Below are 18,562 nucleotides of genomic sequence, written 5' to 3' on the forward strand. Positions count from 1 at the left end.
TCGCGTCCGCGCTGTGAAAGGAACCTGACCGTTCTGGGCCCGCGATTCGGTCAGGTTGCTTTCACCACGCGGACGGGGGCGCGGACGGGGGCACGAACACCCAGGGCGTACGGGGCAGCGCCGCGGGGTCGAACCCCGCCAGCATCCCCGCCGCGTCGCGCGCGGCCATGCCGAGCGAGTCCGCGATCGTCGCGACCACGTCGGCCGTGCTCCATCCGAGCGCGTGCAGGTCCGCGAGCGTCACGGCGCCGTCGCGCTTGGCGAGCCGCTTGCCGTCGACGTTCAGCGCCAGCGGCACGTGCGCGTAGACCGGCGGCGTGAGGCCGAGGAGTGCCGCGAGGTAGGCCTGACGAGGTGCCGACGCCAGCAGGTCGTCGCCTCGTACGACCTGGTCGACGCCCATCGCACCGTCGTCCACGACCACCGCCAGGTTGTACGCGGGGACGCCGTCGTTGCGGACGAGGACGAGGTCGTCGACCGGACCCGTGTACGCGCCGTGGAGCAGGTCGCGAACCGTGAACTGCGTGACGCCCGCACGCAGGCGCAGCGCGGCGGGCCGTTCGGCGCGGCGCTCCTCGCGCTCGGCCTCGCTGAGCCGGCGGCACGTCCCCGGATAGAGGCCCGGCGTCCCGTGCGGCGCGGACGCCGCCTCGGCGATCTCGCGGCGGGTGCAGAAGCACTCGTACGTCAGGCCGCGCGCGACCAGAGCGGCGACCGCCTCGTCGTAGACGGCGCGGCGCTCGGACTGCCGGACGACCGGCGGGTCCCAGTCGATCCCGAGCGCGGCGAGGTCCGCGAGCTGGCGCTCCTCGGCCCCCTCGCGCACGCGGTCGAGGTCCTCCACACGCATGAGGAATCCCCGTCCGGTCGAACGGGCGAACATCCACGCGAGCAGCGCCGTACGGAGGTTGCCGATGTGCAGGTCCCCCGAAGGGCTCGGGGCGTACCGCCCGCTCACGCCACCCGCCGGACGCCGGCGTGCTCGGCCACCGCACCCGCGTGCAGCACCGACGCAAGCGCCTCCACGCCGTCCACGAGCCGCGGCCCCGGCCGTACGACCAGCGCGTCGGCGTCGATCGCCCACACCGGCACCGGCCCGACCATCTCGGCCACGCGCGCGGCGACCTCCTCGGCCTGCTTGGCGGCGCCGTCCAGGTCGTACCCGCACGGCGCGACCACCACGATGTCCGGCCGGGCCGTGCGCAGCGTCTTCCAGCCGGTCGGGTGCGACGGTGCTCCGGGATGACCCGCTGCGCAGGTTCCGCCCGCGAGCGCGACCATGTCCGGGATCCAATGGCCGGCGAGATACAACGGGTCGGTCCACTCCACGACCGCGACGCGCGGCCGTTCGCGCCCCTCGACGGCGAGGCAGACGTCCGCGAGACGGCTGCGCAGCTGCGCGACCAGGGCCTCTCCGCGCTGCGGGACCCCGGCGCACTGCGCGACCTCTGCGATGCCGACGAGGACGTCGGCGAGCGAGTGCGGGTCGAGCGTGACGACGGCCGCGTCGGAGCCGAGCCGTGCGAGCGCAAGGTCTACATCGCCGGCGGGGACGGCGCAGACCGCGCAGAGGTCCTGGGTGAGGATCAGCGCCGGGTCGAGCCCGGCCAACGCGTCCACGTCGAGGACCGAGCGGGTGTGGCCGGCGCGGACGACGACCTGACGCCCCGTACGGGCCCGCTCGTCGCACTCGTGAGTCACCGCGACGAGGTCGTCGCCCAGGGCGAGGGCGAGGACGATGTCGGTGGCGGCCGGCAGCAGGGACACGATGCCGCTCATGACGATTCCCTCATAGACCGGGCATCCTACGCACGCCCTGACCGGCGGCGACAGGCGCGAGGGCTGGTCGTGACGGATCCCACAGCCGCCGGCCTGTCAGGATCGCGTGCCACGATCGAAGGGTGAGCACGTCCGGTCCCCCGCGCCCCGACGCCGTCCGCACCTGGCGTCCGGACGGGCCCGTCAACGTGCGCCGTACCCTCGCGATGCTCGCCAAGGGCCCGTACGACCCTGCGCACCACGTGACCCCCGACGGTGCGGTGTGGCGTGCGAGCCGGATGCCCGACGGCGCCGTTACCTACCGCGTCACGTCCGTCGACGACGAGATCCGGGTCGAGGCCTGGGGGCCGGGCTCCGGCACCCTGGTCGCCGACGCCCCCACGCTTCTCGGCGCCGACGACGACTGGACAGGCTTCGATCCGCTCATCCCCCTCGTCGCCCGAGCCCGCCAGCGCCACCCCGGGCTACGCTTCCCCCGCCAGCGTCGCGTGCTCGAGGTGCTCGTCCCCGCGATCCTCGAGCAGCGCGTCCCCGGCGTCGACGCGTTCGCCGCATGGCGCCGCCTGCTGCGCGCCCACGGCGAGCCCGCACCCGGCCCGACGCCACGGCCGATGTCGGTCCCGCTGCCGCCCGAGCAGTGGCGGACGCTGCCGTCGTGGGTGTGGCACCGCGCCGGCGTCGATCCCGCACGCTCCCGCACCGTCATCCGCGTCGCCGAGCGCGCCACGGCCCTCGCGCGGCTCGTCGACCGTCCGTACGACGAGGTCGCCGCCGGCCTGCGCTCGCTCCCCGGTGTCGGGGTGTGGACGGCGGCGGAGGTGACGCTGCGTCTCGGCGACCCCGATGCGGTCTCGGTCGGCGACTACAACCTGGCCAAGGATGTCGGCACCACGTTCGACGGCGCACCGGTGGACGACGCGAGGATGCTCGAGATCCTCGAGCCGTGGCGTGGCCACCGGGGCCGCGTCGTGCACCTGCTGTACGCCGACGGGGTGCTCGGGCGACCGCGTCGCGGCCCGCGGATCACCCGGATGGACCACCGCACGCGCTGAGCCGCCCTGCGCGACCCTGCGCAACCGACCTGCCGACCGCGCCCGCGCGGGGGATGATGACGGCATGCGACGCCTGGGGGACGTCGCGTGGAGGGTCGCCGCCCTCGTCGCCGTATGGGTCGTCCTCGGACGAGCCGTCGGAACGTTGGCCGGTGACACCCCCGACGCGACGATCGGTTCCGCGGTCGCGACCACGGCGCTGTGGTACGCGACGGCCGGCGCCGTCGCGCTCCGAGACGGTCACCGTCAGGCGTTGGCGACCCCGTACCCCGCCTGGGCGTTCATCGGTCTGCTCGCCTCGCTCCTCTGCGTGGTCTGGCAGTGGGCCGCTCGCGCCCTCAGCGAGGGAGTGGCCGTGGACCCGCTGCTGCTGCGTGACGACATCGCCCTGCTCGCACCCGGCCTCGTGGCCGGGGTGTGGGCGTGCGCCGCAGCGGGCCTGGCGCTGGGACGGCACGACCTGGCGGTACGGCAGCGGACCGCGGCCGACCTCGCCGAGACGACGCTGCGGGCTCAGCGGCCGCTGACGACGTCGGCGGCCCGGGCGATCCACGAGGTCGGGCCGCCGCGCCTGTCCTCGCGACGGTCCGCGGCGCGGTAGGCGGCGTACATCGCTTGAACCCCCAGCCACCGCAACGGCTCGGGCTCCCACCGACGCGTGCGGTGGCCGACCCACGGAAGGGCGGTGAGCGCGGTCGGCTCCCCGAGGACGAGGTCGCGCAGCGTCCGCCCCGCGAGGTTGGTGGCCGTCACCCCGTGGCCGGTGTAGCCGCCGGCCGCGGCCAGCCCTGTCGTACGGTCGAGCGTCACAGCCGCGCACCAGTCTCGGGGGACGCCGAGCACGCCCGCCCACGCGTGGTCGAGCCTCGCGCCGGCCGCCTGCGGGAACCGCTGCGCGAGGATCGCGCGCAGGCTGTCGATCGTGGCCTGCTGGGTGGCGCCGTCATGGTCGGTGCGCGAGCCGTAGCGGTACGGGACGCCGCGGCCGCCGATCGCGATCCGCCCGTCGGCGGTGCGCTGGGCGTACATGTAAGCGTGCGCCATGTCGCCGACCGTCTCGTAGCCGTCCCACCCGATCGCGTCCCACACCGCGTCGCCGAGCGGCTCGGTGACGATCATCGCGGAGTTCATCGGGAGCCAGGTGCGGCGCAGCCCGGGCAGGCGTGGGGTGAACCCCTCCGTCGCGCGGACGACGTAGGTCGCGTCCACCCGCCCGGCCCGCAGCACGGCGCGACGCGGCTCGATCGCCACGACCTCCGTGTCCTCGTAGATCTCGACCCCGAGCCACTCGACGACCTCGGCAAGACCCGTCACGAGCTTCGCCGGGTGGAGGCGGGCGCAGTGCGGGGTCCACAGCGCGCTGACGGCCTCGGCGATCCGGACGCGCCCGGCGAGCGCGGAGGCGTCGAGGAGCTGGTGGTCGTGGTCGCCCCACGTGAGGGCGTGCTCGTGCTCGGCGCGCAGCCGCTCGTCCTGCGCCGGACTGCACGCGACGGTGAGCTCGCCACCCTTCACGATGTCGGCGTCGACACCCTCGGCGGCAGCGACCGCGATCACCTCGTCGACGGACCCCTTCATCTCCTCGGCGAGCGCGACCACGGCGTCGCGGCCGTGCGTACGCGCGTACCGCTCCGGCGAGCCGGCCATCGCCGCGGTCAGCCACCCGCCGTTGCGCCCGGACGCGCCGTAGCCGCACAGCGCCTTCTCGAGGACCGCGATCCGCAGGCTCGGATCGGCCTTGGCGAGGTAGTACGCCGTCCACAGTCCGGTCAGCCCGCCGCCGACGATCGCCACGTCGACACGGTGGTCGTGCGTGAGCGGAGGACGTGTGGGTGCGGTGCGCCCGAGGCTGTCCATCCAGTACGAGATCCGGCCGTTGACGCGTGGGCCTTCGGCGCCCGACGTGCTCAGAGCACGACCGCCTTGCCGCTGACCCGTACACGCGACGTATCGGGGCTCAGGTTCACGTGGATCAGGCTCGGACGCCCCATGTCGACGCCCTGCTCGATCGAGAATGCGGCGTCGGAGGCGACGAGCCCGTGGTGGGCGAGGTAGGCGCCGAAGGCGGCGGCCGCGGCCCCGGTCGCGGGGTCCTCGAAGACGCCGCCGACCGGGAACGGGTTGCGCGACTGGAACGTGCCGAAGTGGTCGGGCCAGACGAGCTGGAGCGTCGTCAGGTCCGCCTCGCGCATGAGGGCCGCCAGCCGCGGCAGGTCGTACGACAGCCGGGCGAGCCGTACGCGGGTTCGGGTCACGAGCACGAGGTGCCAGACACCGGCGTTCGCGCGCGAGAGCGGATAGCGCGAGTCGAGGTCGTCGCGGGACCAGCCCAGCGCGTCGAGCACGTCGTCGACGAGATCGGCGTCGGCCGGCTCGACCTGCGGCTCCACGCTGGTCAGCGTGGCCCAGAGCCGGCCGTCGCGCTCGACGGTGTCGACCGCGATCTCGCCCGCCGGCGTGTGGAACGCCAGCGGCCCGGGACCGATCCGATCGGCGAGCGCGACCGCGGTGGCCACGGTGGCGTGCCCGCAGAACGCGACCTCGGACGCCGGAGCGAAGTAGCGCACGTCGTACGTCCGACCGTCGCCGTCGCGCGGGACCAGGAAGGCCGTCTCGGAGTAGCCGACATCCGCAGCCGTCGCGCGCATCTCGTCAGCGCTCATGCCGGTGGCGTCGAGCACGACCCCCGCAGGGTTGCCGCCGGCGGGGTCGTCGGAGAACGCGGTGTAGCGCAGGATCTCGGCCATGGGATCACGCTAGCGCGCGGCGACGCCGGGGCTACGGGTGTCGCCCGAGGAAGGCCACGAGCTGCTCGGTCGGCGACGCGTCGGGGCCGACCTCGACCTCGGTGCCGATCTGGCCGCTGGTGCGCATGAGGTCGCCGAGCGTGTCGGTGCGGCGGCGGACCCACGCGATGTCGGCGTCGGGGATCGTGTCGTCGACGCCGAGGGCGCGGGCGAGGTCCCACCCGTGGACGACGAAGTCGAAGCTCAGGAACCCGTCGACCATCGCCTCGAATGTCGTCGCCCCGAAGATCGGACTCTCGTACGGGGTGCCTGCCACCTCCGGGTCGCGCAGGTCGGCGAGGACGGTGCCGGTGGCGTGGTCGTACGCGGCGCGGAGGCCGTCGCTCGGCGCCGGGGGGATCGTGCGTCCGACCAACGACTCGAACAGACCCTGGGTGTCGACGACGTGCTGCACCAGCGCCCGGACCGACCAGTCCTCGCACGGCGTCGGGTTGTCCCACGCGTCGTCGGGCACGCCCCGCAGGGTCGCGCCGAACCGCTCACGCAGGCGGGCGTAGCGGTCGGCGGGAGTCTCGTCAGTCATGGCTCCGACCGTAGGGAAAGGCGCAGACACTCCCCCTCAACGCGGGACGTGCGCCATCCAGTCGGGCGGCACGCGCCCGGCCGGCCCTGGTGACGGCTGGTCCGCGGGGTGCGAGGTCGGGGGTGCGAGGTCCGGGCCCGTTGCGAGGGTCTCGTCCTGGTAGTCGTAGAACCAGTCCTCCCCCGGCTCGAACGACTGCACGTAGCGGTGGCCGGTCGCCTTCCAGTGGGCGGTCGCATGACGGGCTGGTGAGGAGTCGCAGCACCCGACGTGCCCGCATTGCGCGCAGCGGCGAAGGTGGAACCACCAGCCCCGCGGGTCAGCGGTTTCGCACTCGACGCATCCCGGCCCGCTCGGCGTCACGTCCACGTCGATCCCCTCGGTCATCAGATCGCCCTCCCGTCGGCGCAGCGGTCCCGCCAGGTTACGCCGGAGGACGCCGCCGGGCCCGCCGAAGCCGTGCCACCATGGACGGTATGGCACCGGAGCAGCCTCACGACGCCCACGAGCCGCACGATGCGCCGACCACGGCGCCGTACGTGCCCGAAGTCGACGGGCGAGAGACCGAGGAGTTCGTCGAGCGCTGGTCGTACGGCAACCCGGAGGCCCCGCACACCATCGTCGAGTTCGGTGACTTCGAGTGCCCGTACTGCGGCGCCGCGAAGCCCGTCCTGCACGACCTCATCTCAGGCTCCGACGGCGAGGTGCGCCTGGTGTGGCGGCACTTCCCGCTCTACACGGTGCACCCGTTCGCGTTGACCGCCGCGCTCGCCGCCGAGGCCGCCGGGCAGCAGGGCGCGTTCTGGCCGATGGCCGGACTGCTGTTCAAGCACCAGGACCGGCTCGACGACGCCTCGATCCTCGCGTACGGCGAGCAGCTCGACCTCGACACCAGCACGCTGGTCGGCGACGCCGCGCAGGTGTACGCCGACGCGGTCCGTCGCGACTACGCCGACGGGATCGCGCTCGGGGTGCACGGCACGCCGACGCTGTTCCTCGACGGCGAGCCGTACCTCGACGGGGTCACCGTGCCCGACCTGCGCAAGGCGCTCGGCCTGTCACGCCGGGGATCGCCACGGTCCGTCCGGTAGCGGCGGCGGGCCGTCCTCCTCATCCGGCGAGCACAACGACATGCGCTCGCCGAAGAACCTGAGGATCACGGCGCCGACCAGTCCCGACGCGAGCGAGCCGACGAGGATGCCGATCTTCGCCTCGTTGCGCAGCGCCTCGTCGGCAAACGCGAGCTCGCTGACGAACAGCGCGATCGTGAACCCGATGCCGCACAGGAACGCGCCCCCGATCAGGTGGCCGTACCGGACCCGCCCGGGCAGCGTGCCGAGTCCGGTCTGCAGCGCGATCGCCGCACCTGCCACGACGCCGAGCGCCTTGCCGACGAACAGGCCGAGCACCACGCCGAGCGTGACGGGACTGCCGAGCGCATCACTGAGCGCGTCACCGCTGAGAACGATGCCGGCATTGGCGAGTCCGAACGCGGGGACGACGAGGTACGAGCTGAGCGGGTGCAGCGCGTCCTGGAGGCGGTCGGCGGTCGGCACGGCGGAGCGTACGGCACTGACGGCCAGCCGCGAGCGCGTCGCGTCCCGGTCCTCGATCAGCGCCCGCCCATAGAACATCAGCCGCAGCCGCACCTCCTCCGTACGCGAGCTGTGGCGGACGGGGACGCTCAGGCCGACCGCGACGCCGGCGAGGGTCGGGTGCAGTCCTGACTCAAGGACGGCCAGCCACAGCGCGACCCCGACGAAAAGGTACGGGGCGACCTGCCAGATGCCCACCCACCGCATCGCGACGAGCAGAGCGACGAGCGCCGCGCTGATCGCGAGCGCCGTGAACGAGACGTCGTCGGAGTAGAAGATGCCGAGCAGCGCGATCGCGCCGATGTCGTCGAAGATCGCGAGCGTCAGCAAGAACACGCGCAGCTGGTCCGGGCACCGGGGGCCGACCAGCGCCAGGACGCCAACGACGAATGCGGTGTCGGTCGACATCGGGACGCCCCAGCCGTCGAAGTCCGCACCGGAGGGGTTGACGAGGATGAAGAGCAGGATCGGGATCGCCAGGCCGCCGACCGCGCCGAACAGCGGCACCGACGCCGCGCGGAAGCTCCGCAGCTCGCCGACAGTCAACTCGCGGTTGACCTCGAGGCCGACGACGAGGAAGAAGATCGCCATCGCGCCGTCGTTGATCCAGTGGTGCAGCGAGAGGTCGATGCTCCCGTCGCCGATCGCAATGCTGGCCGGCGTCGACCAGAACTCCTCGTACGAGTGGCCCGCGACGTTGGCCCAGACCAGCGCGGCCGCGGACAGCGCGAGCAGCAGCATCGCTCCGCCGGACTCGGTCGAGAGATAGCGTCGAAGGCCTGCCGACAGCCGGGGGTACGGCACGACGACGTGGGGCTTGGGGCCCGGCCTCGTCGGGACTCCGGTGGGGATCGGATCGTTCACGCGTCAAGCCTCGCAGAGCAGGCGCGGCGGCGAGTCCGTACGGGCGCGCGTGCCGCGATCTGGACGTTGGCGCGATCTGTCCCTGCACCTGGCGGTTATCGCGTGGCGCACTGTCGGTCCCGCTCCGTAACGTCGGCTCGTGACCACCTCTACGGACGACACCGACACAAGCACGACCTCGCACGCCGCACGCGACCTCTCCTTCGCCGCACTCGTCGTGACCGTGGTGCTGTGGGCCTCGGCGTTCGTCGGGATCCGCGCGATCGGCGAGACCTTCTCACCCGGAGCACTCTCGCTCGGCCGGCTGCTCGTCGCCGCTCTCGCCCTCTCGGTCCTGTTCGTCCCGCGACAGCTCTCCGCGACCCGCCGCGAGGCGATGCCCCGCGGACGCACGGCGTGGCTGATCCTCGGCTACGGCGTCCTGTGGTTCGGCGCCTACAACATCGCGCTCAACGCCGGCGAGCGCCACATCGACGCCGGCACGGCAGCGATGCTCGTCCAGCTCGGGCCCATCATCATCGCCGTGATCGCCGGCCTGTTCCTCGGCGAGGGCTTCCCCCGCACCCTCGTGCTCGGGCTCGCGGTCGCGTTCTCCGGCGTCGCCCTGATCGCCCTAGGCGGCGACGGCTCTGGCAACGAGCTCGTCGGCGTCGTGCTCTGCGTGCTGGCCGCCGTCCTGTACGCCGCGGGCGTGCTGCTGCAGAAGCCGGTGATGGGCAGCGTCAGCCCGCTGCTGGTCACCTGGCTCGGCTGCGTCATCGGCGTGGTGGTGTGCCTGCCGTTCGTCGGCCAGCTCGTGGCCGAGGCGCGCGACGCCTCGACGGGCGCGATCCTCGGCGTGGCCTATCTCGGGCTGTTCCCGACGGCGCTGGCGTTCACGACGTGGGCATACGCGCTGCGACGCGTCGGCGCAGGGCCCGCCAGCGCGACGACGTACGCCGCCCCTGCGACCGCGATCCTGCTGTCCTGGCTGTTCCTGTCGGAGGTCCCGACCGCACTCGGGTTCACTGGCGGAGTGCTCTGCCTCCTCGGCGTCGCGATCACGCGGATGCGCCGCCGCGCCCCCCGCTGAGCAGCCCCTCGGACGCCGCAGGTCAGACCAGCAGTCCAGCGACCAGTCGTGCGAGCACCTCGGAGCACTCGTCCTTCACGCGTGGACGGTCCTCAGGCGCCGCGGCGGCGAGCGCCATGCCGCAGCCTCCGAGCATGGTGAACGTGATCGCCGCCGTCGTCGCGATCGGCAGCGGCGGAAGTCTCCCCGCCGAGACGAGGGCCGTGATGATCTGCTCGATCAGGCCCGCGGCGTACTGCTCCTCGCACGCCTTCCACTCCTCCCAACCGAGCGCGATCGGCCCCTGCCGAAGCACGATCTCGGCGTAGTCGGAGTCGACCGCGTGGTCGAGGTAGGCGTTCATCGCCGCCAGCGCGCCTGCAACCGGGTCCTCGTGCACGAGGTAGGCCTCGCGGATCGCCGCCATGCCGTCGGTCTCGGTGCGCTCGAGGACGGCGCGATAGAGGTCCTGCTTGTCCTTGAAGTGGTGGTAGACCGCGCCTCGGGTCACCTGCGCCGCCGATGCCACCTCGGACAGGGCGGTCTTGGCGAATCCTCGCTCGGCGAACAGGCCCGCGGCCGTCGTGAGCAACGCCTCACGCGTCTCATCGGAGTACTGCTCGCGCCTGCTGCGGGGACGTGACATACTCCCAGGATAAGACATACACTGTGTATGTGACCGACGCAGAGAACGTCACAAGCACTGCGTCGGTCGACCTTGATCTTCATGGGAGGAGACCCAGATGACGAGCTCCACGACCACCCGCTCCGCCTGGGAGCGGACCACCCAGCGCCAGCGCGCTCTCCGCACCCTGACCTCGTCCGTCGAGAAGGACCCGGCCACGCTGCAGGACGCCGTGCGCCGCGCGAGGACGCAGACCTTCGGCTCGCTCGAGACGCTGCTGCTCGAGGCGCACGCCCAGTGGGTGCGGACCTTCGACGCGCGACTCGACACGCTGATGGAGAACGGGGCGTACGGCGACCAGGAGGCCGTCGACGCCCTGTGGACCCAGACCGCGACGGCGCTCCCGGGCACTGCGCGCGTGCTCGACGCCTACGCCGACCATCCCGAGCTGGTGCGGGCCCACGCGCAGCACGTCCGGCGGACCCGCCGCTCGATGGCGACCGAGCTGCCCTCGCGGTGGACGCTCCCGACGACGGTACGGCGCGGCAGCGAGCAGTGCGGTTGGCGCCGGCGCGCGATGTCCCTCCTGCCGCACTAGCCGGGACGTCATACGGATCGTGGGTCAGAACCCCCGATTCGTATGACGTCCGGTGGGGGCGAGCGCGGCGGGGCCCAGCCGCCGCAGGCTCAGTGCACGTCGCTGAGCTTGTCGGGATTGCGGACGATGTCGACGGCTGCCACCCGGCCGCCGACCACCACGAACGACGTCACCGACCACGCACCCGTCGCGTCACACATGACGATGCCGTAGGACCCGTTGACGAGGACGGGGCGCACCTCGAGGGGTGGACGTCGGAGGAACCCGAACAGGATGCGGGCTACCTGTTCCGCACCGTGCTGGATGTCACGCACGGCCGGAACCTTGCCGCCGCCGTCGGAGCGCATCACGACGTCCGGGTCAAGCAGGCTGACGAGCGCCGCGAGATCGCCGCCCGCACACGCCGCGACGAACGCCGTGACGACCTTGCGCTGCTCGTGGACCGACGGGGTTGCCCTCGGAGCCCGCTCGCGGACGTCCTTGCGAGCCCGTGCGGCGAGCTGCCGGACGGCGGCGGGTGAGCGTCCGACCACGTCGGCCACGTCGTCGAAGGACATCCCGAACACGTCGTGCAGCAGGTAGGCAACCCGCTGGGCCGGAGACAGTCGCTCGAGGACGACGAGCAGCGCGATGCTCAGCGACTCGTCGAGCGTGACGCGGTCGGCCGGGTCGGCCGGTGGCGGCGCGACGAACGGCGGAAGGGGCTCGACCACCGGCTCCGGCAGCCACGTCCCGACGTACTGCTCACGGCGGACCCGCGCGCTCCCCAGGTGGTCGAGCGCCAGGTGCGCGACCACGGTCGTCGCCCACGCCCGAAGGTCGTCGATGGCCTCGGAGTCCGCGCACTGCAGTCGCAGCCACGCCTCCTGGACGCAGTCCTCCGCGGCCGCGCGCGAACCCGTCACCGCGTACGCCACGCGCTCGAGGTGGGCGCGATGCGTCTCGAAGTCGGCGGCGAGGTCGTCGAGGGTCATGCGTACCGACGCTCGAGCCATGACTCGAAGCCGACCTTGCCCCGGGCGTACGGGTCGACCGACGTCAGCGCACCGTCGTGAAGCGCCCGCCCGGTCTTGCCCCAGAACGGGATGCGGAGCGGCACGCGGCCGCGTCCGGAAGCGCGGCGCCACGCCCGCCCGAGGTCGCGCAGCGACACGACCTCGGGACCGACGACCTCGAGCGTGCGCCCCTCGCCCGTGCCCTCGGCGACCCCGGCGACCACGTCGGCGAGATCGTCCACGTCGACGGGCTGCAGCGGCATCGACGACGACGGACGCAGCCCGACCTTTGCAGCGGCGCCGAAGACCATGTCGAGGAACCCGTGGAACTGCGTCGCCCGGACCACCGTCCACGGCACGGACCCGGAGCGTACGACGCCTTCTTGGGCGACCTTGGCGCGGTAGTAGCCGAACGACGGCACGAGGTCGCACCCGACGATCGAGATCGCGATGTGGTGTCCGACGCCGGCGGCAGCCTCTGCATCCAGCAGCCGGCGCGACCCGTCGACGAGGACCGCCTGAGCGGCCTTGCCCTGCCCGTTGCTCGCGTCGACGACTGCGTCGCAGCCCGCGAGCGCCTCTCGCAGCCCCTCACCCGTGCTCAGGTCGACGGGGAAGTCGGCGCTCGAGCGGCTCAGCGCCCGCGCCTCGTGTCCTCGCGAGGCCAGGGCCTCGCAGACCTGTGCACCCAGCATGCCGGTGCCTCCGGCGACGGCGACTCTCATGACGCGCTCCTTCCGTGCGGTGTCGTCTCTGCGAGAAAGACGACGCAGGCCACGAGAACGTGACATCTGCTCACTCGGGCGGCGTCTCCGGGAGGCCGAGCAGCGTGAACAGCCGGGTGTCGAGGAACGTCGAGATGTTGGTGACCATGCCGTCTCGGACGTCGAGGGCGTACAACGCCCACGGAACGTAGCCCCCCTCGGGCGCGGCTCGCCACTGCGCCAACCCCGGGGAGCCGTTGAGGGTGAGGCGGACCACCCGCGACCCCCGGCACTCCGCCCCGGGCCCGAGCATCCAGGTCCGGATGTCGTCACGGCCCTGGAGCCACATCTCGTACGGCGGCATACTCTGGGTCGCGTCCTCGCGCAGCAGCGTGACGAGGGTGTCGATGTCGTACGCCTCGAAGGCGTCGACGTACTTGTCGAGGAGCTCCTGCTGATCCTCGTCGAGCGGGTCGAAGCCCTCACCCGATTCGCCCTGCGCGTCGGCGAGGGTCGCACGGGCCCGCTGGAGGGCACTGTTGACCGAGGCGACGGTGGTGTCGAGGAGCTCGGAGACCTCGGCGGCCTTCCAGCGGAGCACCTCGCGAAGCACGAGCACGGCACGTTGGCGCGGCGGGAGATATTGCAGGGCCGCCACGAACGCGAGCCGGATGGACTCCCTGCCGGCGGCGATCTCCGCAGGGTCCGCCGAGTCGGGGAGGATCCGCTCGTCGGCCATCGGCTCCATCCACGCCTCGTTTACGCGCTGGGCTGCGAGGGAGTCGACGACCGGCTGCCACGCGGTCGCGGACAGGTCCATCGGGCGAGCGCGGCGCTGACCGGAGCCGAGCGAGTCCATGCAGACGTTGGTGGCGATGCGGTAGAGCCACGAACGCAGGGAGGACCGCCCCTCGAACTTGTCGAGGCTCCGCCACGCGCGGACCATCGTCTCCTGCACGGCGTCTTCGGCATCGAACGCTGAGCCGAGCATGCGGTAGCAGTATCCGGTGAGCTCGCGTCGATGTCCTTCGAGATCAAGCTCAGTCGTCGCAACGGCCGTCATGGTGCCCCCTCGGCACGTGGCAGCAGCGGATCTCGCTGCACGCCTCAGGAAACCGTACGCATCCGACAGTTCTCTCGACAACGGTCTTCAATGCGCCGCCCTGAGCAGCTGGCGCCCGTGACCGAAAGCGGACACAGGCGTAGCCACGTGATGCAGGTCACCCTACCGTCTAGTTGAAACGTTCCAACGTTCCGCAACGAAGGAGCCATCGTGGCCGTTCGTCCCCGCCCCCTCGTCCTCCTCGCCGCCGCGGCGATGGTGGTCGGCCTCCAGGCCCCCACCGCCACCGCATCCGGCGCCTCTGCTTACGGCGCCTCACCCGCCACCGCCTCCGCCGCGCCGCCGACGGTCGGCGCGCTGCAGGTCAACAGCACCGAGAATCCGCTCGGCATCGACGGTGCAGCCCCGCGTCTGGGCTGGCAGCTCGACGCAGCGCGCCGCGCCGTCACCCAGTCCGCTTACCAGGTCCGCGTCGCGAGCAGCCGGTCCCGCCTCTCCGACCCGGACGTCTGGGACAGCGGCAAGACCAGCTCGCGCGAGTCGGTCGAGGTCGCGTACGGGGGCCCGACGCTCGCGTCGCAGACCCGGTACGTGTGGTCGGTCCGCGTCTGGGACGACGACGGTGCCGCCTCTGCGTGGAGCGAGCCCGCGACCTTCGAGACGGGCGTGCTCGACGCCGACGAGTGGACCGCGTCGTGGATCGGCGCCCCGAGCGAGGAGCTCGGACCCGAGTGGACCGACTACGCGATCGAGTTCACGGCCTCGAAGATCACCGGCGCACTCGGCGTCTACTTCCGTGGACGCGACACCGAGCACGCGTACATGTGGCAGCTCAGCCAGGCCGACAAGTCCCTGCGTCCGCACGTGAAGGACGGCGCCTACCGCGTGCTGCCCGCGACGGCGCTCCCCGCGGGCTTCGACTTCGCTGCCGAGCACCGCTACCGCATCGAGGTCGACGGCACGACGATCCGTACGTCGGTCGATGGCACGCTCCTCGACGAGCGGACCGACGCGACGTTCGCCGGACCCGGCTCGGTCGGCTTCCGTACCAGCGGGCCGGAGACCGGCCGCGTCCACGACGTCGTCGTGACCGCGAAGGACGGCACCGCGCTCGTCGACACCACCTTCCCCGCCGGCGACCGTACGTTCGCCGCGGGCACCGTCGCAGGCGGAGCGCTCACCGTCGACGCCGCCGGGCCCGAGGCGTGGCTGCGCCGCGACGACCCGGTGCCGCTGCTGCGCACGGAGTTCGCGCTCGCCGACAAGGACGTCGAACGCGCCCGCGTCTACTCGTCAGCGCGTGGCGTCTACCGCCTGCGCCTCAACGGGGAGCGCGTCGGCGACGACGAGCTCGCGCCCGGCTGGACGGCGTACGACAAGCGCATCGACTCCCAGACCTACGACGTCACCGACCTCGTGCGCCGCGGCGACAACGCCTTCGGCGCCGAGATCGCGAGCGGCTGGTACACCGGCAAGATCGCGATGTTCGGGGCGAACACGTACGGCACCGACACCTCGCTGATCGCGCAGCTGCGCGTCGACTACACCGACGGCACGTCCACGACGGTCGGCACCGACGGCACGTGGAGCACCACCGACGGGCCGGTCCGCGAGGCCGACTTCCTCGACGGCGAGTCGTACGACCGCCGTCGCGCCGACGCGATCGGCGACTGGGACGAGGCGTCGTACGAAGCCGACGGCTGGTCGGACGTCGTGACGCGCAACGAGCCGAAGGACACGCTCGAGCCGCAGACCACCACACCGGTCCGCGTCACGCAGGAGCTCACCGACGCCAAGCGCCTCGACTCGCCGACCGAGGGGGTCCACCTGTACGACCTGGGGCAGAACATGGTCGGCCACGTCCGCGTCACGCTCGACGGCGCGAAGGGCGACACGGTCACGATCCGGCACGGCGAGGTCCTCAACCCTGACGGCACGCTCTACACCGCCAACCTGCGCAGCGCGAAGGCCACCGACTACTACACGCTCGGCTCGGACGGGCCTGAGACGTACGAGCCAGCGTTCACGTTCCACGGGTTCCGCTACGTCGAGATCAGCGGCGTCGACGAGGCGCCGGACGCCGAGGACCTCGTGGGCGTCGTCGTCGGCACGGACGGTGAGCTCACGTCCTCGCTCGACACGTCGTCCGACCTCGTCGACCAGCTCCACCGCAACGTCGTGTGGGGCATGCGCGGCAACTTCCTCTCGATCCCGACCGACACCCCGGCGCGCGACGAGCGGATGGGCTGGACCGGCGACATCAACGTGTTCGCCCGTACGGCCGTGTACGACATGGACGCGCAGACGTTCCTCGACAAGTGGCTGCAGGACCTGCGCGACACGCAGCGCGCGAACGGCTCGCTGCCGGGCGTCGCACCGATCGTGCCCGGCCGCTTCGACGGCGGGTACGAGTCGGCCGGCTGGATGGACGCGGGCGTGCACGTGCCGTGGACGCTCTGGCAGGCGTACGGCGACCTCGACGTCGTCCGTGAGAACTGGACGATGATGCGCAAGTACGTCGACTTCCTCGCGGCGGACTCGACGAACCACATCCGCTCGGCCGGCGGCTACCTCGACTGGCTGAACCTCGACGACCCGACGCCGGCCGACGTGCTGGACACCGCGTTCGTCGCCAAGAGCACCCGCGAGCTCGCGCAGATGGCCGAGGCGATCGGCAAGGACACCGACGCGGCGGAGCTGCAGGACCGGTACGAGGCGATCCGCGCCGCGTACCAGGACGCGTTCATCAGCGCCGACGGGACGGTCAAGGGCGACAGCCAGACCTCGTACATCCTCACGCTGATGAACGACCTCGAGCCGGCCGACCGGCGCGACGCGGTGGTCGACCAGTTCGTCGAGACGCTGGAGCGGCGCGACTACCACCTGTCGACCGGGTTCCTCGGCGTCGACGGGCTGCTGCCGGCGCTCACCAAGGCCGGGCGTACGGACATCGCGTACCGGCTGCTGCAGAACGAGGACTACCCGTCCTGGGGGTACGAGATCGGCAAGGGCGCGACCACGATCTGGGAGCGCTGGAACTCGATCAACCCCGACGGCACGTTCAACGACGTCGGCATGAACTCGTTCAACCACTACGCGTACGGCGCGGTCGGCGAGTGGATGTACCGCACGATGGCGGGCGTGTCCGCGCTCGAGCCGGGCTATCGCAAGGTGCTCGTGGCGCCAGAGCCCGGCGACGGGATCGACCACGCGGCGTTCTCGGTCCAGACCCGCTACGGCAAGGTCCGCAGCGCGTGGAAGAAGGTGGCCGGCGGGCTCGACCTGGAGGTGTCGGTGCCGGAGAACGCGACGGCGGAGGTCCGGGTGCCGACGGAGAGCCGCTGGGCGGTGACCGAGGGCGGCGCGGCTGCGGAGTCCGCCGAAGGGGTGAGGTTCGTCCGGTTCGAGGACGGCCACGCCGTGTACGAGGTCGGGTCGGGCGACTACGCGTTCGGGATCGACCGTGCGCTCGGTGAGCTCGGCGAGGCCGCGGTCGACGTCGACGTGCTGGCCGGGCAGGTCGACGCGCTGGCGACGAAGGGCAAGCTCACGGCGCTTCTCAAGCGGCACCTGCAGGGCGAGGTCGCCACGCTGGACCGACAGGTCGAGCAGGCGCGGGCAGCCCGAGCTGCCGGTGACCGCGACGGCGCTGCCGCTCGGACGCACCAGGCGCTGGCGACCGTGTCCGCACTCGAGCTGTGGGTCGACCTGCAGCGCGTGCTGCGACTCGTCGACAAGCCGACCGCCGCTGCGCTGAAAGTCACGCTGGGTCGGATCGACGCGCACCTGTCGGCTGCCTCCGGCGTGATCGTCGGCGCGGTCGCCAAGGCGGCGCCGGAGGGGACGGTGCACCTCGCCGGTGACACCGTCCGGGTGGCGGTGACGCTGGAGAACACCGGCCCGAAGACGCTGCCGAACGTCGCGAGCACGCTGACGTCGACGTCGGGCTGGTCCGTGAAGGCGGTCGGTGGACGACCGGGATCGGTCGGTGCCGGCAAGACGTTGACGCACCTGTACGACGTGAAGGTCCCGGCCGGCACTCCGGTCGGCACCGAGGCTCTGGCGGGTACGGTCTCCTACCGGCAGAGCTGGGGCACGGCCACGCTCCCGGTCGCGGCGGACGTCGTCGTGTCGCCGACGCTCACGCTCGACTCCGCGTCGGTCACGCCGGGGACGGCGACGGCCGGGGACGAGGTCACGGTGACCGCGGTCGTGCGCAACCACAGCGCGCGGGCGGCCTCGGGTGAGCTGACGGTGTCGGGTCCGGGTGTCACGTCGCCCGCGCCGACGGCGTACTCCGTGCCCGCAGGCGCGACGGCCGAGGTCCCTGTAGCGGTGGCGGTGCCGACGACGGTGACCGCTGGACCGTTCGCGTTGACGGTGTCGACTGGAGCGACCGAGGCGGAGAAGGCGACGGCGTCGCTGGGGGTCACGCTCGCGACGCCGCCGCAGGGCGCGGTCGACCACGTGGACGTCGGGCTCGCCTCGTCGGAGCAGGCGCACCGCCTGACGGCGTCGCAGCACTCCGGCACGAACGTCGAGGCGGGGCTGACCCGGCGCTACGCGCACTCCTCGTACCCGGGCGGCTGGTTCGAGATGGACCTCGCCGTCCCTGCGGGGAAGGCGTTCGTGCTGCGGGCGATCGAGACGTACGACGGCGCGCGTCGCAAGACGTACGACATCGTCGTCGACGGGGAGGTCGTACACGCGCACGACGCGCGACGTACGGAGGACGGTGCGGGCACACAGACGTACCAGGTCCTCGTCGACCGTCCGGACCTCACGGCCGACGGCGTGGTGCGCGTCCGGTTCCAGGACACGGGGGCCGACTACGACCCGTCGATCGCGGACGTGTGGTCGCTGCCCGTGTCGTGACGCCGTTCGTACGGAGGGTCCCCGAGCCACC

17 protein-coding genes are annotated in these 18,562 nt (G+C 72.3%); 6 read left to right on the plus strand and 11 right to left on the minus strand.

Annotated elements, in window-relative coordinates:
• Positions 1–61: 61 nt before the first annotated feature.
• Together gluQRS and ACFSDF_RS00285 are read right to left on the minus strand one after the other, a co-directional pair.
• Positions 62–958, minus strand: coding sequence for a tRNA glutamyl-Q(34) synthetase GluQRS (gluQRS, locus tag ACFSDF_RS00280; protein ID WP_208322202.1), 897 nt, complete (start codon positions 956–958; stop codon positions 62–64).
• Positions 955–1,779, minus strand: coding sequence for an ABC transporter substrate-binding protein (locus ACFSDF_RS00285; RefSeq protein WP_208322203.1), 825 nt, complete (start codon positions 1,777–1,779; stop codon positions 955–957). Before ACFSDF_RS00285 ends, gluQRS begins: the two co-directional genes overlap by 4 nt.
• A gap of 122 nt (positions 1,780–1,901) precedes the next feature.
• Between ACFSDF_RS00285 and ACFSDF_RS00290 the strand changes: the two genes are divergently transcribed.
• Complete coding sequence (locus ACFSDF_RS00290) at positions 1,902–2,831, plus strand: DNA-3-methyladenine glycosylase family protein (protein ID WP_243842817.1); 930 nt, start codon at positions 1,902–1,904, stop codon at positions 2,829–2,831.
• 64 nt (positions 2,832–2,895) lie between these two features.
• Complete coding sequence (locus tag ACFSDF_RS00295; protein ID WP_167000524.1) at positions 2,896–3,432, plus strand: hypothetical protein; 537 nt, start codon at positions 2,896–2,898, stop codon at positions 3,430–3,432.
• On the opposite strand, the gene ACFSDF_RS00300 is transcribed toward ACFSDF_RS00295, so the two are convergent.
• The 4 genes from ACFSDF_RS00300 to ACFSDF_RS00315 all read right to left on the minus strand — a co-directional run bounded on the left by ACFSDF_RS00300 (position 3,345) and on the right by ACFSDF_RS00315 (position 6,548).
• Positions 3,345–4,625, minus strand: a complete 1,281-nt coding sequence (locus ACFSDF_RS00300; protein ID WP_243842818.1) for an NAD(P)/FAD-dependent oxidoreductase — start codon at positions 4,623–4,625, stop codon at positions 3,345–3,347. The two genes, ACFSDF_RS00295 and ACFSDF_RS00300, sit on opposite strands and share 88 nt — an antisense overlap.
• 113 nt (positions 4,626–4,738) lie before the next feature.
• Positions 4,739–5,578 carry a PhzF family phenazine biosynthesis protein gene (locus tag ACFSDF_RS00305; RefSeq protein ID WP_167000526.1) on the minus strand — a complete coding sequence of 280 codons (840 nt, stop codon included), beginning with the start codon at positions 5,576–5,578 and terminating at the stop codon, positions 4,739–4,741.
• Between the two features lie 31 nt (positions 5,579–5,609).
• Entirely contained in the window at positions 5,610–6,161 is a 552-nt protein-coding gene (locus ACFSDF_RS00310) for a TIGR03086 family metal-binding protein (protein ID WP_167000527.1), read from the minus strand.
• Between the two features lie 36 nt (positions 6,162–6,197).
• Positions 6,198–6,548 carry a UBP-type zinc finger domain-containing protein gene (locus tag ACFSDF_RS00315; protein ID WP_167000529.1) on the minus strand — a complete coding sequence of 117 codons (351 nt, stop codon included), beginning with the start codon at positions 6,546–6,548 and terminating at the stop codon, positions 6,198–6,200.
• Between the two features lie 89 nt (positions 6,549–6,637).
• On the opposite strand from ACFSDF_RS00315, the gene ACFSDF_RS00320 reads away from it, so the two are divergent.
• The gene (locus ACFSDF_RS00320) at positions 6,638–7,252 is read left to right on the plus strand and encodes a DsbA family protein (RefSeq protein ID WP_167000531.1); all 615 of its coding nucleotides are present in this window, start codon (positions 6,638–6,640) and stop codon (positions 7,250–7,252) included.
• Here ACFSDF_RS00320 and nhaA read toward each other — a convergent pair.
• On the minus strand, positions 7,220–8,620 hold the full coding sequence (gene nhaA, locus ACFSDF_RS00325) for a Na+/H+ antiporter NhaA (protein WP_208322204.1): 1,401 nt from the start codon (positions 8,618–8,620) through the stop codon (positions 7,220–7,222). The genes ACFSDF_RS00320 and nhaA overlap by 33 nt on opposite strands.
• A 139-nt stretch (positions 8,621–8,759) precedes the next feature.
• On the opposite strand from nhaA, the gene ACFSDF_RS00330 reads away from it, so the two are divergent.
• On the plus strand, positions 8,760–9,692 hold the full coding sequence (locus tag ACFSDF_RS00330) for a DMT family transporter (protein ID WP_167000533.1): 933 nt from the start codon (positions 8,760–8,762) through the stop codon (positions 9,690–9,692).
• Positions 9,693–9,714: 22 nt separating this feature from the next.
• On the opposite strand, the gene ACFSDF_RS00335 is transcribed toward ACFSDF_RS00330, so the two are convergent.
• Positions 9,715–10,317 carry a TetR/AcrR family transcriptional regulator gene (locus ACFSDF_RS00335; protein ID WP_167000535.1) on the minus strand — a complete coding sequence of 201 codons (603 nt, stop codon included), beginning with the start codon at positions 10,315–10,317 and terminating at the stop codon, positions 9,715–9,717.
• A gap of 97 nt (positions 10,318–10,414) precedes the next feature.
• Between ACFSDF_RS00335 and ACFSDF_RS00340 the strand changes: the two genes are divergently transcribed.
• Entirely contained in the window at positions 10,415–10,894 is a 480-nt protein-coding gene (locus tag ACFSDF_RS00340; protein ID WP_167000537.1) for a hypothetical protein, read from the plus strand.
• Between the two features lie 89 nt (positions 10,895–10,983).
• On the opposite strand, the gene sigJ is transcribed toward ACFSDF_RS00340, so the two are convergent.
• From sigJ to ACFSDF_RS00355, 3 genes are all read right to left on the minus strand, one after another.
• Positions 10,984–11,868, minus strand: a complete 885-nt coding sequence (sigJ, locus tag ACFSDF_RS00345; protein WP_377155590.1) for an RNA polymerase sigma factor SigJ — start codon at positions 11,866–11,868, stop codon at positions 10,984–10,986.
• The gene (locus ACFSDF_RS00350) at positions 11,865–12,614 is read right to left on the minus strand and encodes an SDR family oxidoreductase (RefSeq protein WP_167000541.1); all 750 of its coding nucleotides are present in this window, start codon (positions 12,612–12,614) and stop codon (positions 11,865–11,867) included. Before ACFSDF_RS00350 ends, sigJ begins: the two co-directional genes overlap by 4 nt.
• A 70-nt stretch (positions 12,615–12,684) precedes the next feature.
• A complete protein-coding gene (locus tag ACFSDF_RS00355; protein WP_377155592.1) occupies positions 12,685–13,737 on the minus strand; it encodes a sigma-70 family RNA polymerase sigma factor in 1,053 nt (350 codons plus the stop codon).
• A gap of 129 nt (positions 13,738–13,866) precedes the next feature.
• Here ACFSDF_RS00355 and ACFSDF_RS00360 point away from each other — a divergent pair, with 129 nt between their 5' ends.
• Entirely contained in the window at positions 13,867–18,531 is a 4,665-nt protein-coding gene (locus ACFSDF_RS00360; RefSeq protein WP_377155594.1) for a family 78 glycoside hydrolase catalytic domain, read from the plus strand.
• The last annotated feature ends 31 nt before the right edge of the window (positions 18,532–18,562 follow it).

The organism is Mumia zhuanghuii, from assembly GCF_042681565.1.
Taxonomy (GTDB): domain Bacteria; phylum Actinomycetota; class Actinomycetes; order Propionibacteriales; family Nocardioidaceae; genus Mumia.

Excerpts from the sequence above, each read along its gene's own strand:
- ACFSDF_RS00310 (WP_167000527.1), bottom strand. The coding sequence starts at position 6,161 with ATGACTGACGAGACTCCCGCCGACCGCTACGCCCGCCTGCGTGAGCGG.
- ACFSDF_RS00340 (WP_167000537.1), top strand. The coding sequence starts at position 10,415 with ATGACGAGCTCCACGACCACCCGCTCCGCCTGGGAGCGGACCACCCAG.
- ACFSDF_RS00305 (WP_167000526.1), bottom strand. The coding sequence starts at position 5,578 with ATGGCCGAGATCCTGCGCTACACCGCGTTCTCCGACGACCCCGCCGGC.
- sigJ (WP_377155590.1), bottom strand. The coding sequence starts at position 11,868 with ATGACCCTCGACGACCTCGCCGCCGACTTCGAGACGCATCGCGCCCAC.
- ACFSDF_RS00320 (WP_167000531.1), top strand. The coding sequence starts at position 6,638 with ATGGCACCGGAGCAGCCTCACGACGCCCACGAGCCGCACGATGCGCCG.
- ACFSDF_RS00350 (WP_167000541.1), bottom strand. The coding sequence starts at position 12,614 with ATGAGAGTCGCCGTCGCCGGAGGCACCGGCATGCTGGGTGCACAGGTC.
- ACFSDF_RS00295 (WP_167000524.1), top strand. The coding sequence starts at position 2,896 with ATGCGACGCCTGGGGGACGTCGCGTGGAGGGTCGCCGCCCTCGTCGCC.
- ACFSDF_RS00335 (WP_167000535.1), bottom strand. The coding sequence starts at position 10,317 with ATGTCACGTCCCCGCAGCAGGCGCGAGCAGTACTCCGATGAGACGCGT.
- ACFSDF_RS00285 (WP_208322203.1), bottom strand. The coding sequence starts at position 1,779 with ATGAGCGGCATCGTGTCCCTGCTGCCGGCCGCCACCGACATCGTCCTC.
- ACFSDF_RS00315 (WP_167000529.1), bottom strand. The coding sequence starts at position 6,548 with ATGACCGAGGGGATCGACGTGGACGTGACGCCGAGCGGGCCGGGATGC.